General features: G+C 70.2%; 14 protein-coding genes. 10 read left to right on the top strand and 4 right to left on the bottom strand.

Annotated features, from left to right (window positions below):
- Positions 1–45 precede the first annotated feature (45 nt).
- Positions 46–1,266 carry a DNA polymerase IV gene (dinB, locus tag Raf01_RS13055; protein ID WP_203918103.1) on the bottom strand — a complete coding sequence of 407 codons (1,221 nt, stop codon included), beginning with the start codon at positions 1,264–1,266 and terminating at the stop codon, positions 46–48.
- A gap of 112 nt (positions 1,267–1,378) precedes the next feature.
- Here dinB and Raf01_RS13050 point away from each other — a divergent pair, with 112 nt between their 5' ends.
- From Raf01_RS13050 to Raf01_RS13015, 8 genes are all read left to right on the top strand, one after another.
- A complete protein-coding gene (locus Raf01_RS13050) occupies positions 1,379–1,735 on the top strand; it encodes an ArsR/SmtB family transcription factor (RefSeq protein ID WP_203918102.1) in 357 nt (118 codons plus the stop codon).
- A gap of 90 nt (positions 1,736–1,825) precedes the next feature.
- Positions 1,826–2,305 carry an SRPBCC family protein gene (locus Raf01_RS13045; protein WP_203918101.1) on the top strand — a complete coding sequence of 160 codons (480 nt, stop codon included), beginning with the start codon at positions 1,826–1,828 and terminating at the stop codon, positions 2,303–2,305.
- A 31-nt stretch (positions 2,306–2,336) separates the two neighbouring features.
- Positions 2,337–2,753: a DoxX family protein gene (locus tag Raf01_RS13040; protein WP_203918100.1), complete on the top strand. Its 417-nt coding sequence runs from the start codon at positions 2,337–2,339 to the stop codon at positions 2,751–2,753.
- 60 nt (positions 2,754–2,813) lie between these two features.
- Positions 2,814–3,359 carry a hypothetical protein gene (locus Raf01_RS13035; protein WP_203918099.1) on the top strand — a complete coding sequence of 182 codons (546 nt, stop codon included), beginning with the start codon at positions 2,814–2,816 and terminating at the stop codon, positions 3,357–3,359.
- Positions 3,360–3,464: 105 nt separating this feature from the next.
- Positions 3,465–3,914, top strand: coding sequence for a YdeI/OmpD-associated family protein (locus Raf01_RS13030; RefSeq protein ID WP_203918098.1), 450 nt, complete (start codon positions 3,465–3,467; stop codon positions 3,912–3,914).
- 67 nt (positions 3,915–3,981) lie between these two features.
- The gene (locus tag Raf01_RS13025; RefSeq protein ID WP_203918097.1) at positions 3,982–5,181 is read left to right on the top strand and encodes a 4-hydroxybenzoate 3-monooxygenase; all 1,200 of its coding nucleotides are present in this window, start codon (positions 3,982–3,984) and stop codon (positions 5,179–5,181) included.
- Between the two features lie 366 nt (positions 5,182–5,547).
- A complete protein-coding gene (locus Raf01_RS13020; RefSeq protein ID WP_203918096.1) occupies positions 5,548–6,477 on the top strand; it encodes a chitinase in 930 nt (309 codons plus the stop codon).
- Between the two features lie 399 nt (positions 6,478–6,876).
- Positions 6,877–8,064 carry a low temperature requirement protein A gene (locus Raf01_RS13015; protein ID WP_239133571.1) on the top strand — a complete coding sequence of 396 codons (1,188 nt, stop codon included), beginning with the start codon at positions 6,877–6,879 and terminating at the stop codon, positions 8,062–8,064.
- A 132-nt stretch (positions 8,065–8,196) separates the two neighbouring features.
- On the opposite strand, the gene Raf01_RS13010 is transcribed toward Raf01_RS13015, so the two are convergent.
- Both Raf01_RS13010 and Raf01_RS13005 read right to left on the bottom strand, forming a co-directional pair.
- Positions 8,197–9,609: a hypothetical protein gene (locus Raf01_RS13010; RefSeq protein ID WP_203918094.1), complete on the bottom strand. Its 1,413-nt coding sequence runs from the start codon at positions 9,607–9,609 to the stop codon at positions 8,197–8,199.
- On the bottom strand, positions 9,606–10,178 hold the full coding sequence (locus Raf01_RS13005; RefSeq protein ID WP_203918093.1) for a SigE family RNA polymerase sigma factor: 573 nt from the start codon (positions 10,176–10,178) through the stop codon (positions 9,606–9,608). The genes Raf01_RS13010 and Raf01_RS13005 overlap by 4 nt, the downstream gene beginning before the upstream one ends.
- Positions 10,179–10,428: 250 nt before the next feature.
- Between Raf01_RS13005 and Raf01_RS50510 the strand changes: the two genes are divergently transcribed.
- Both Raf01_RS50510 and Raf01_RS12995 read left to right on the top strand, forming a co-directional pair.
- On the top strand, positions 10,429–12,198 hold the full coding sequence (locus Raf01_RS50510) for a tetratricopeptide repeat protein (protein ID WP_203918092.1): 1,770 nt from the start codon (positions 10,429–10,431) through the stop codon (positions 12,196–12,198).
- A gap of 77 nt (positions 12,199–12,275) precedes the next feature.
- Entirely contained in the window at positions 12,276–12,629 is a 354-nt protein-coding gene (locus Raf01_RS12995; RefSeq protein ID WP_203918091.1) for a hypothetical protein, read from the top strand.
- A gap of 99 nt (positions 12,630–12,728) precedes the next feature.
- On the opposite strand, the gene Raf01_RS12990 is transcribed toward Raf01_RS12995, so the two are convergent.
- On the bottom strand, positions 12,729–13,232 hold the full coding sequence (locus Raf01_RS12990; protein ID WP_203918090.1) for a pyridoxamine 5'-phosphate oxidase family protein: 504 nt from the start codon (positions 13,230–13,232) through the stop codon (positions 12,729–12,731).
- Positions 13,233–13,432: the final 200 nt, after the last annotated feature.

The following is a 13,432-nucleotide window of genomic DNA, read 5'->3' as shown; positions in this document are numbered from 1 at the left end:
CGGTCCGCCGGGCTCGGTCGGGCAGGGCTCAGCAGTCGGGCAGGCTCAGTCGGGTAGAAGGGGGACCTGCGGACCGCCGTCACGGCCCAGCAGCGTGCCGCGGGTCACAGCGGAGGAGCCGAACCGGTCCCGTACCGCGTCCAGCGCCGCGTCGAGGTCCCCGTCGCGGTCGTCGGAGTCGCCACCCGGCCCCGCAGCCGGCCGCCGGCCGAACGGCAGCTCCAACTGGACCGGCCCGTCGTCGAGGTTGCCGACCGCGACGCCGACCAGGGTCAGGCCGCGGCGCGTCACCATCGGCATCGCCGCTGCCAGCAGCGCACGCGCGGTTCCCAGGATGGCCCGCGTCGCGGCGGTCGGCCAGGGCAGCGTCTGAGAGCGCGTGACGCGGGTGAAGTCGGCGAAGCGCAGCCGCAGCGTCACTGTGCGGCCCGGCCGCCCCGCGGCCCGCATCCGCCGGGTCACCCGGTCGACCAGCCCGGCGAGTATCGCGTCGAGATCGGCCGGCGACCGCTCGGCGCGACCGAGGGCTCGCTGGGATCCGATCGAACCCCGGCGCCGACCCACCTGGACCGAACGGGGATCGTGATTGTGGGCCAGCGCGTGCAGGTGCCGCCCGGAGCCGGCGCCCAGCATCGAGACCAGTGCCGCCTCGCCGAGCCGGGCCACGTGCCCGACGGTGACGATGCCGCGCTCCCGCAGCTTGCCCGCGGTGACCGGGCCGACGCCCCAGAGCAGCTCGACCGGCAGCGGGTGCAAGAACGCCAGCTCGCCGTCGGGCGGCACCATCAGCAGGCCGTCCGGCTTGGCCACCCGGCTGGCCACCTTGGCGAGAAACTTCGTCCGGGCGACGCCGACCGTGATCGGCAGCCCGACCTGGGCGAGCACGTCGCGGCGTAGCCGGACTGCGATCTCGGTCGGGCTGCCCGAGATGCGACGGAGGCCGCCGACGTCCAGGAACGCCTCGTCGATCGACAGTCCCTCGACCAGCGGCGTGGCCTGCCGGAACACCTCGAAGACCGCCTTGCTGGCCTGCGCGTATGCCGACATCCGCGGCTCGACCACGATGGCGGCCGGGCACAGCCGCCGGGCCTGCCGCCCGCCCATCGCGGTGCGCACGCCGTGCGCCTTGGCCTCATAGCTGGCGGCGAGCACCACCCCGGACCCGACGATCACCGGCCGGCCGCGCAGCGCGGGATCGTCGCGCTGCTCCACGGACGCGTAGAACGCGTCGAGGTCGGCGTGCAGGATGGTCGCCTCGCCGGACACTCCAGCATTATCGCACACATGTTCGAATCACGTTCCCGCTCCGGCACGGGTTGACAGCGGGGGTTGGCGCGCTACTCTATAACCATCTGGTTTTGGAACGGGGTGGTTATGGATGGCCGAAGACAGGCTCAGCCTCGTGTTCGGTGCGCTCGCCGATCCGATCCGGCGGGCGATCCTGATCCGGCTGACGGAGGGCGAGGCGACCGTCGCCGAGCTCGCCGCGCCGTTCGACGTCTCCCAGCCCGCGATCTCCAAGCACCTGAGGGTGCTTGAGCACGCGGGTCTGGTCTCGCGCAGCCGTCGCGCCACCGCTCGGCTCAGCCGCCTGGAGGCCGAGCCGCTTCGCGAGGTGACCACCTGGCTGGCCCGCTACCAACGGTTCTGGGACGAGAGCCACGAGCGGCTCGACGAGCTACTCGCGGCGCTGCAAGCCAGGCAGGACGACGATGCCCGGCACGGCCACGGCTGACCGGCCGGCGGCGCATGACAACGCAGCGGCATCACCGCACAGCAGCAGCATCACCGATCAACAGCAGTACAACCAACAAAGGAGAGCCCGATGGGTAAGACTCGAATCACCGCGGAACCGGGCATGCCGCAAATCGTCATCGCCCGAGAGTTCGCCGCGCCTCGCGAGTTGGTATTCCGCGCACACACCGACCCGGATCTGCTGGCGCAGTGGCTGGGCCCACGCGACCTGACGATGACCGTCGAGAGTTACGACGTCCGCGATGGCGGAAGGTGGCGGTACGTCCACACCGACTCCGACGGCAACGCATACGGCTTCCACGGCATCTTCCACGGCACTCCCTCGCCGCAGGTCATCGTGCAGACATTCGAATTCGAAGGAGCCCCGGGCCACGTCAAGCTCGACACCACCACGCTGGAGCAGCGCGGTGCCACGACGCTGGTCCGCACCGTCTCGGCCTTCCAATCGGTGGAAGACCGCGACGCGATGGTGGCCGCTGACATGGAACGCGGTGTGCGTGACTCTCACGAGCGCCTGGAAGAACTACTCGCCACGTTGCGGCGCGGCTGACACCCGCGCTATCCACTGAACGGAGACAGTCATGAGCAGTAGCATCCGCGCGACGGCGGACCGAGCTCCGGCGCGCAATCGCCTCAACATCCTGCTGTGGGCCGCACAGATTCTGTTGGCGGCGATGTTCGCGTTGGCTGCCGTTCCAAAGCTGGCCGGCGCTCACTCCGCCGTGCAGATGTTCGGCGAGATCGGCGCTGGCCAATGGCTACGGTATCTCGTGGGGATAGCCGAGCTGGCCGGGGCCATCGGTCTGCTCATCCCGCGGCTGGCCGGGCTGGCCGCGGCCGGACTCGCCGCCGACATGGCCGGCGCGACCGTCATCAACGCCGCCGTCCTGCACAGCTCCGCGTTCGCGACGACCATCCCCCTGTGCGTGGCGTTCGTGCTCATCGCCCGCAGTCGGTGGACGCGGACCAGAAGCCTGACCGCCGCCATCAGGCGATAGCGCCGCCGCCACAGCCCCATCCCCCACCGCCGAGACTTTCACGGAAAGGAACCCAGCACGATGACCACGACCAGCAGACCCGAGAACCACGGCCGGCCGGGATCGGCCGACATCCCCGACGGCATTCCCACCACGCGGCCCGCCTCGCTCGACCGCCTGGATGCGCTGACCGGCACCTGGGAGATGGAAGCCACGTTCGCTGCCGGGTACTTCGGACCGGGCAGCCCGTCCGTCACGGGCCGCGACGGCCGGACCACCTTCGAGTGGCTGGACGGCGGCTTCTTCCTCACCCAACGGTTCGTCAACGAGCACCCGGCCGCTCCCAGCGGCATCGCCGTCATCGGCCCGGCCACGGACCGCGCTGGGCTGGCTGTACCAGGCGCCTTCACCCAGCACTACTACGACTCGCGCGGCGTCGCCCGGGTCTACCAGATGACGCTCGATGGCGGGGTCTGGAAGGTATGGCGTGAGGCACCCGGCTTCTGGCAGCGCTACACCGGAGTGATCTCTGGCGACGGCGACACGATAACGGGCGCGTGGGAAGCGTCCGCCGACGGACAGGAGTGGAAACACGATTTCGGCCTGACCTACGCCAGGGCGAGCTGACCCCGGAAATCCGGCAAGCCGCCGGGCACCTGTCAACGACCCCGCCGAAACCCGAGGGGTCGCACGGGTGTTTCCGACCGGCAGTCCGTGCGAGGATCCGAAATCATGAGATTCCGAACCACGCTGGAGTTGAACGGCAAGACCGCGACCGGTTTCGAGGTACCAGCCGAGATCGTCGACGGCTTCGGGGCGGGTAAGCGCCCGGCGGTGCGGGTCACCATCAACGGGTACACCTACCGGAACACCGTGGCGAGCATGGGCGGCCGGTACCTGGTCGGGGTCAGCGCGGAGCACCGCGCCGGCGCCGGGGTCTCGGCCGGCGACGAGCTGGACGTCGACCTCGAACTCGACACGGCGCCGCGCGAGGTGGAGGTGCCGGCGGACTTCGCCGCCGCGCTGGACGCGGAGCCGGATGCCCGGCGCACCTTCGACGGCCTGTCGTACAGCAACAAGCGGGTACACGTACTGTCCATTGAGGACGCCAAGACGGACGCGACCCGGCAGCGGCGGATCGCGAAGGCCGTCGACACGCTGCGCGCCGGCCGCGCGCGCTGACGCCCTCTCCCCCTCTCCCCCGCTCTCACGGGTACCGGCCGGCGGCCGGGAACCGTAGATTGGATCGATGAACGAGAGCACGGGGGCGGACCGGGCCGAAGTCGACACCACCGTCGTCATCGTCGGCGCCGGGCCGACCGGGTTGACCCTGGCGAACATGTTGCAGCACAACGACATCCCATGCGTGGTGCTGGAGCGGCGCAGCCGGGAGTTCGTCGAGAACCGGCACCGGGCCGGCATCGTCGACGCCCGGGTGCGGCGCATGTACCAGGACTGGGGTCTGGCCGACGTGCTCGGCGGGCCGCCCGACGACGGCATCCTGGAGTTCCGGGTCGACGGCGAGGCGCACCTGGTCGACCACGCCACCCTGTCCGGCGGGCAGTACGGCTGGCTGTGCCCGCAGCAGGTACTCGTCCGGGGGCTCATCGCGCGCTTCCTGGCCGGGGGCGGCGACCTGCGGTTCGAGACGGCCGACGTGACCCCGCACGAGCTGACCGGCGACCGGGTACGGGTCACCGGTACGGATCCGTCCGGCGTCACGACCACGTTCACCGCCCCGTACCTGGCCGGCTGCGACGGTACCCGCGGGGCGAGCCGGGCCAGCCTGCCGGCCGGCGCGGTGGCGACGTACACGTTCGACCACGAGGTCAGCTGGCTCACCATCCTGGCCACCGCGCCACCGCCGCCGCACCCGCTCCTCGCGGTCAGCGAGCACGGCTACGCGGCGCAGTTCTACCGTGGCCCGAAGGCGAGCCGGTACTACCTCCAGTGCCGGCCGGAGGACGAGCCGGCCGACTGGCCGGCCGAGCGGGTGTGGCCGCAGCTGCGCATGCGGCTCGGCGATGACGCACTCCCGGACGGCCCGATCACTGAGATCGGCCGGGTGGACATGCGCAGCGAGGTGTGCGAGCCGATGAGCTACGGCCGGCTGTTCCTGGCCGGCGACGCCGCGCACGTGATGACGCCGATGGGCGGCAAGGGGATGAACCTCGCCGTGCTCGACGCCGAAACGCTGGCGGTCGCGATCAGCGCGGCGGTCCGGGACGGCGACGAGAGCGGGCTGCGCGCGTACAGCGCGACGTGCCTGGAGCGGGCGTGGCGGTACCAGGAGTTCTCCCGCTGGATGCTGGAGATGCTGCACGACGCCGGTGACGCTTCGAGGGTCGGACCGTTCCGGCGGCGCCTGGCCCGGACCCGGCTGGCGGCGCTGTTCACGGACTCGACGGCGGCGCGGGTGTTCGGCGAGATGATGGCCGGCGCGAGCTAGCTGTACTGGCTCGAGACGGGGCTTCGGCGAGGGCACACACGACGATCTCCGTCAGCTCGGTCAGCGATAGACATCTCTTGACATGTCCAGGCATCGGAGTCGATGATTCCTCTTCAGACAGGAAGCCTTCCTAACCGGAGTCACTCCGAACTGGTGTGTAGCGGCCCGTGTCGCTGTCGCCATCGTCGCGACTCCGGGTCGCAGCTACGTGTCTCAGCTCCACCGGGACGCGGCTTCACCGCGCCTCAGCGTCACCGTCTCTCAGCGTCACCGTCTCTCAGCGTCACCGTCTCTCAGCTTCAGCAAGTCGCGAGCCCACTGAAGGGTCGGCCCCGCCGTGCCCGTCACACACGAGAAAGGTCCGGTATGCCCAGACGATCCCGCGTGGTTGCCGCCGTCGTCGCACCCGCGCTCGCCACCGCGTCCGTGCTCGCCCTGTCCGCCAGCCCGGCCGCCGCCTCCGGGTTCCCCACGCACTTCGCCGCCCCGTACCTCCAGATCGGCAGCGAGTCGAAGAACGACATGTCCGCGGACCTGGCGGCGACCGGCCTGAAGTACTACACCCTCGCCTTCCTCATCCCGAAGTCCGGCTGCACGCCGCAGTGGGAGGACGGCGACAACGCGATGAACACGTACGTGTCGCAGGTCAAGGCGATCGAGAACGCCGGTGGCCGGGTGGCCATCTCGTTCGGTGGCGCCGAGGGCGGCGAACTCGCCGAGACGTGTACGTCGGTGGCCAGCCTGACCGCCGCGTACGAGAGTGTGGCCAGCACGTACGGCTGCTACCGGCTCGACTTCGACATCGAGGGCTCCGACCTCGACAACACCGCTGCCAACGCGAGGCGGGACCAGGCGCTCGCCCAGGTGCAGAAGGACAATCCGTCGATCCAGGTCGACTACACCCTGCCGGTCGACCCGAGCGGCCTGGAGAGCAACGCACTCAACCTGCTCCGGGACGCGAAGAGCAAGGGCGTCACGGTGTCCATCGTGAACATCATGACGATGGACTTCGGCAACGGCCAGAACGCGCTGGCCGACGCGGAATCCGCGGCCAACGCCACCAACGGGCAGTTGAACAGCCTGTGGGGCGCGTCGTCGAGCTGGGGCAAGCTGGGCCTCACGCCGATCGCCGGCAAGAACGACGACAACGAGAACTTCACCCAGGCCAACGCGTCGACGCTGGAGAGCTTCGCGGCTTCCAAGGGCGTCCGTGAGCTGTCGTTCTGGGAGGTCCACGGGTACGACAAGCCGACGGGGTACGCGTACTCGAAGATTTTCAACAAGATCACCGGCTGACGAGCCTCGTCCGGGCCCCCGCCCGATCCCGGCGGGGGTCTGGATCGCCGCACCGCTCGCTGGCACTGGACACGCGCGACTACCAGCGACTCGCCGATCCGCGGGTGCTCCCGATCGTCGCGGAGGCGCCGACCGCCTGACGGCGACTCGGCCGTCGGGGCAACTGGCCGTCGAGGCAACTGGCCGTCCGGGATCCCTGCCACCCGATCGCTCCGCTCCCGCCCGACGGCCCGTGGCGCGGGTCCGGCGCTTCCGCGCCCGGGTGCCGGCGCCGGCTACCGGTCGCACCCATCCCCGGTTGCGCCCATCCCCGCCCTGAGCCCGGATCCTCGTGGTACGACCGTTCTAGAGCCGGCGCACAGCAAACGGGAACGGACGACGATGACCACTGGCGGGCGCGTGATCAGGCCCAGCCGCGAGGGTCAGGGCCGCCCCACGTTTCTGGAGCTGTTCCTCGACCTGGTCTACGTGTTCGCGTTCACCCGCCTGTCCTCCCGGCTGGTCGGGGACTTCACGACCCAGCGGCGCGTCATCATCACCGAGACCGGCGAGACGGTTGTGCTGCTGCTGGCGCTCTGGCTGATCTGGATCTACGCGGCGCGGATGACCAGCGTGTTCGATCCCCGGAGCCCGATAATCCAGGTCAACGTCTTCGTGATCATGTTCGGCAGCATGATCATGGCGGTGGCGCTGCCGCACGCGTTCGGCGCGCGGGGTCTCACCTTCGCGGTCACCTACGTCGTCGTCCAGGTGACCCGTCCGCTCCTGCTCCTGATCGCCATCCGGGGGCCTCAGCGGATCATTCCGATTCGCGGGCTGTGCTGGGCCGGGGTCTCGGCCGTGCCGTGGATCCTCGGAGCCGCGATCGTTCCGCAGAGCCCCGCCCGCGGAGTCCTGTGGACGATCGCGCTGGTGATGGACTACGTGGGATTCGCGCTCGGCTGGCGGGTGCCGGGACTCGGCCACACCCGTCCCAGCGACTGGACGCTGAGCCCGGAACACCTCGCGGAGCGGTACCAGCAGTTCGTCATCATCACGCTCGGCGAGTCGATCCTGGTGATGGGCGCGTCGTTCGCCAGAACCTTCGACAGCAGCCGGGTGGTCGCGATCGCGCTGTCGTTCACGACCACCGTACTGATCTTCCGGATCTACTTCTACCGCGCCGGAGCCGTGCTGCCTTTGGCGATCGACGCCGGGGAGCACCCGGGCGACTTCGCCTGGTCCGGGACATACACCCACCTGGTCATGGTGGCCGGCATCTTCGCCACCGGGAGCGGCTACGAGCTGGTCATCGACCGGCCGTTCGGGCACCTCGACCCGGCGTGGCTCGGGGTGATCTTCGGCGGTCCGGCGCTGTTTCTGATCGGCCGGTCCCGCTTCGAGTACGAGGTGTTCAACCGGGTGTCGCTGTCCCGGCCGCTCGGGGTGGTCGCGTTGGGGGTGCTGGTGCCGGCCATGCTCCCGTTGCCGCCGGTCGCCGCCACCGGTGCCGCGGCCGCCGTACTGGCCGGGGTGGCAGTGCGCGACATGATCCGGGGAAGGAAGCGGCCAGAAGAGACGGCGGCGCCTCCGCCACACGCCGCGTAGCCGGCGCGCATCGGGTAGCGGTCCGCGTCCGGGGTGGAAGTGCCAGGCGCGACCGACCCGGCGGCACGGTGGGTGCCGCCGGGTCGGCGGGGTCGCGCGACCGTCGTCGCGGGGTGTCGTTCCGCGGCCGTCTTACCAGCTGTTGATGACCGGATCGGGATTCGGGTCGGGGTCATCGGCGTGGTGGCCGAGAACGTAGGTGCCGACGACCTGGCCGTGCGAGTCCATCGCCCGTACCGTGACCGACTCGCCGGACACCGCGCTGAACTGGCCGATCCCATCGTGCAACGTGGTCTGGGCCACCTGCCGGCCACCCACCGAAGCGGTGGCCGTCGCCGCGTCGTGTGGCGCGATGACGGCGACCACAGCCGATGCGCTGCTGGGCCGTACCGCGTAAACCACGGTCGGATCGGTGAGGTTCACGTCGGTACTGGTGACGTCCGCCGGGGGCGGGGCGTCGTCGGTGACGCCGTCGGGCTGCCCGCCCGGCTGCCACCAACTACTGACCAGCCAGCCTCCCCCGCTGGCGGGCACGATAGCCACCACGGCCGGCGAGCTGGAGCCGGTGGGGCCGGGCAGCTTGCCGCCCCACAGCACCCGTGCCGGCCCGGTCGTGGTCGCCGCGGCGTTGTTCAGGCCGGACAGCGCGAACTGCGCCGCCTCCTTGTCGACCGGTCCCCTGGCGCCGGTCAGGGCCGCATCGATTTCGGCCTGGGACAGGGTGCCGTACGAGAACGAGCCGGCGTCCCTGGCCGGTCCCTCGTAGTGCACCGTGTCCCCGCAGGTAACTTTCCACCACTCGGTCGACCGGGCCGTCGTGGCGGCCACGTACGAGCCGGTGGGTTCGGGTACCCACTGGTGATGCGCCGCGTCTTTCGCGGTGGCGATCCGGCAGTTCTGCGGCACGAGCCCGATCAGCGCGTCGAGTGCCACGCTGCCGGGGTGGCCGGACCAGGTCAGGGTGTCCTGGTAGCCGAACGCGATCAGGCCACGCCAGCCAAAGGCTCCCTGCACGGGACGGGACAGCAGATCCTCGGCCGACGCGCCCTTGGCCGCCACGTACCAGTTCGTGGTCACGCGCTCGGTCGAGTGAAACGCGATCAGGCCGACCCGCGCGGAGCCGATGTCGTCGACGAACAGTACGGCCGCGTGGTCGAGGTCCGGCGCGATCCCCATCTCGGAACGGTTCTGCTGTGCCGTTTCGACCAGGCTGTGCACGTAGTCGGCGCTCAGCTTTCCGCGGGTCGGGGAGTCGAGCAACTGGGACACCCACGTGGAGTTGATCGGCTCGCCGTCGTTCACGTCCGGGGCGCCGGTCGGGCTCGCCCCGGGCCGGGGGCCGGCGGTCCGGTCCGTCGCCGGGAGCACGCTGGGCAACGCGAGCGCGCCCGCGACAAGCACCGCGACCAGGCCGCCACCGGCCGCCGCCAGGCGCAGCTGGGAGCGCCGGCGTCGCTGGAGCAGTCGCTGGTACGGGTCGGGATCCGGTACCACGGATTCGGCGGTTCGTGCGAACCGCATCCGCAGGTCTTCTTCTACGCTCACGATCTCCCCCTCATGGCGGGCATGTCCGGCCGCGCTGTGGCCCCCGCCCGCACTGGCGCACTCAGTCGTGCTGTTGTCCGCGGATGTGCTTCCGTCTCCGGCCGCAGCACCGACCGCAGCCGAGCCAGACCGCGCGAAGCCTGGCTCTTCACAGAACCGACCGAGCAGCCGAGAGCCGACGCGGTCTCCTGTTCGGACAGGTCCTCCCAGTACCGGAGCACCAGGACCGCGCGCATTCGCGCCGGCAGCGTGCCGAGCGCGGTCAGCAGTTCATCGCGCGCGGCCACGTCCTCGGCCGAGTCACCTGTGGCGGGTCGGTCCGGCACCGCGGCGGTGAGGAATTCACTCCGCCTGCCGATCCGGCGCCACCGGCTGGCGCTCTGGTTCACCATCGCCCGGCGCAGGTACGCCATGGGCTCGTCGATCCGTCCCCACCGCCGCATCGCCTTCAACAGCACGGTCTGCAGCAGGTCCTCGGCGGTGTGCTGCCCGCCGGTCAGCAAGTACGCGGTGCGTAACAGTTCCGCGTAGCGTACGGAGACGAAATCCGCGAATTCGTCGTCACTCACTGGACTCCTTTCGGTACTCGGTCACCTGTATCGACGCCCAGTGGGTCACCGAGGTTGAGAGTCGTTCCGGCGATCGTCGCGGATCTGAGGTTCACCCGGCGGTGGCATGCGCGCCGAGCGGCGGTCCGGTATCCTCACTCAGCGCCCCGGGTGGGCGACGCACGGTGCCGGACAGAGAAGCCGGGACGCACGGCGTGGTGACGGGCTGATCACGCTGACGGCCGGACGATACGGATGCGGGCGGTAGGACGTGGACGACTCCACGCGCCTCCAGGTGGAGAGCCTCCACGAGACGGCGCGGCGGCAGCAGGCGCGCTGGCAGTGGGCGGCGGCTCGGGACACGTTGCGCCGTGCCGTGCGCGTGACCCAGGAGGCGGATCGGTCGGACGGCATCTCGCTTCTGTCGACCGAACGCATGCTGGCCGAGGTGCTCCGGGAACTGGGCGACCTGCGGGAGGCGGAGCGGTTGGCTTCGTCGCTGGTACCGCGCTGCGAGCGTCTTCTGGGGCCGGGGCACCCGGGTACCGTGCGGGCTCGTGCGGTGCTCGCGACCATCGCGTACGACCTCGGGGACCGGGACACGGCATACGGCCTCTGCCGGCAGGTGCTCGACTCGGGCAAGGGTACGGACGGCCCGGCCGCCCGTGCCGTTCTGCTGACGCAGGCGAACCTCGCCCGGCTCTACCGCGACCGTGGCGAGCCGGAGCTGGCGTTGTCGACGCTCGGGGCGGCACACGGCACGTTCCGCCGCCGGTACGGTGACGAGGACCTGGACACGCTGCGGATGGCGGCCGACCTGGCCGAGCTGCACCTCGTGTCGGGCGACCTTCCGACGGCACGGCAACTGCTGACCCGGGCCCACCACCGGGTGCGCGCGCTGCTGGGTGCCGGACATCCGTTCACGGTACGGCTGGAGGAGCGCTTGGCGGCGGTGGAGCCGCCGATGCCGACCCCGCCGGAACCGGAGGACGCCCGGCGGCGCCGGAGGTGGCGCCGTACGCAGCCGCCTACCGGGTACCGGACGGCGTTCATACAACGGCTGGCGGACCGTCGAATGGCGCGTCTCCGGCGGCTGGCCCGGCAGCGACTGACCCGGCGCAGGCTGGCGCGACAGCGGTTGACTCAGCAACGGTTGACTCAGGCTCTGACCCAAGAGCCGTCGACTCAACAGGCATTGGACCAACAAGCCCTGGACCAACAGGCACTGGACCAGCAGGCACTGGACCAACAAGCCCTGGACCGACAAGCACTGATGCGGCGGGCGCTGACCCAACAAGCCGAACAACCGCCGTACATCCAACAACCGGCGTACATCCAACAACCGGCGTACACCCAACAGCCGCAGCACACCCAACGACCGCACCGCGCCCGACAACCGCACCGCACCGCACGGCCGCGTTTCATCGAACGACCGATCACCGAACAGCCGCCCGCCGACCGGCCCCAGACTTGGCCACAGGAGGAACCGACGTGGACGGCGCGATTCCAGCCCGTTCCGGTGCGGGGCGGAACGCGGCGGAGGCTCCACGGCACGCTCCGTCGGCACAAGAATTCCTTGCTGGCCGCGGCACTGGCGGTGGTCGCGGTCGCCGTCATCAGCGCCTTGGTGGTGGAGACTCCGTCGGCGGTACGCGGGTTGCGGCGCGCCGGCCAGTCGCTGCAACTCCATACTCCGACGCCAACGCCGACCGCTCCGGGTGTTCCGACCGGCCTGACGCTTGCGGACCACGGCGGCAGCATCACGGTCGGCTGGGACGATCCCAGCCACGGGACCGCGACAGTCGTGGTCTCCTTGTCCAGGAACGGTGAACCGTCCGGGGCTGTCGTGACGCTGGCGCAGGGCACGACCAGCTACACCGCGACGGCCCTGGATCCCTCCAGCGAGTACTGCTTCCTGGTGGCGCTGCTCGCCCCGGACGCCACCAGCGCGCGGCCAGCCTCGATCTGCACCACCGGACGCCCGACGACGCGACCGGCCACCGCCTCGCCCACGCCGCACCCACGAACGTCTCGCCGATAGACATCTCCCAGGTCATGTAACGTGCAAGGGTGAGGATGTGAGGGATGGCTGGTAGGAGTCCGCAGGAAAAGAAGGCGTTGAGCTACGCCAAGGATCGCCGCAACGACTACGGCGAGAACGACAAGAGTTCGCGTAGGAACATTCGGCGCAACAAGCGGTTGCCCAACCGGGCTGACCGGCATCGGGAGCACCAGGTCCTCGCGATAGCCACGGGCGCCGGGATCGTCGATGAGGTGGTCGAACAGGCGGAGGCAATGCTGCTGGCCAAGAAGTCGATGTGGATGACCAAGCGATGGCGCAAGTACCGCGATGCGCCCTTGGCGGACATCGTGGTGAATCGGCTACGGCGGCGGATCCGGCTTGGCATGGAGGACCCGACTACGGCCGAGGTCCGCATCGAGCGTGTCCGTGGGCGACAGGTCGGCAAATAGGCGTCGCCGGCTTCCGTGTTTCTCGTCAGAGCCACAAAACCCATGCGGCGTGCAGGGTGATGGCGATGCCGCGGAGGCCAAATCACGGCAGCGGACAGGTCACGGCAGCGGACAGTCACTCATGCGCGTCCAGCGCCGCTCCAGCTCGCCGTACTCCGGCGAGGTGACGACGAGCCCGCTGTCCGGCCGTACCGACCACAGCAACCACCGCTCGCTGTCCTCGGCCCGCAGCCGGAAGAACTCCGGCCAGCTCTCTTGCTCCGGGCCGAGGTAGCGACGGTAGATCCGCCGTACCGTCTCCGCGTCGTGCGCCTCGATCCGCCCACGACCACGGATCCTGACCTGTCGAATCGAAGCCGGAGGGTTGAAGTCGTCGACGATGACCGCCACCCGCCGGCCCCGGCTGGCCGCGGTGGGCAGCGGGGATCCGGCGAGGCTGCTGAACCAGAAGCGGCCCCGCTCGTACCTGAACCACAGGCTGCCGAGAAGCGGGATCCCGGACGGCGCCACGCTGGCGACCTGTGCCAGCCGCCGCTCCTCGGCAAGAAACGATCCGACATCGAACGGAACCCCGGCGGCACCCGGTTGTCGCTGCTGATCCACTCCGCCACGGTACCCGCAGCGGTGCCAGCCCCCGGTATCTGCCAGGCGGATCTGTGCTCAGTCAGCGTCTACCGTGACTGTGCTCGCCTCCGCCACAAACCGGCTCCGGCCGCGCTCAGTCAGCGCTGCCGTGACTGTGCTCACCTCCGCCACAAACCGGCTCCGGCTGCGCTCAGTCAGCGCTGCCGTGACTGTGCTCA

The organism is Rugosimonospora africana (assembly GCF_016862975.1).
Classification (GTDB): domain Bacteria; phylum Actinomycetota; class Actinomycetes; order Mycobacteriales; family Micromonosporaceae; genus Rugosimonospora; species Rugosimonospora africana.
Note: the sequence above shows the minus strand (reverse complement) of the source record. Positions and strands in the feature narration are given on the sequence as shown.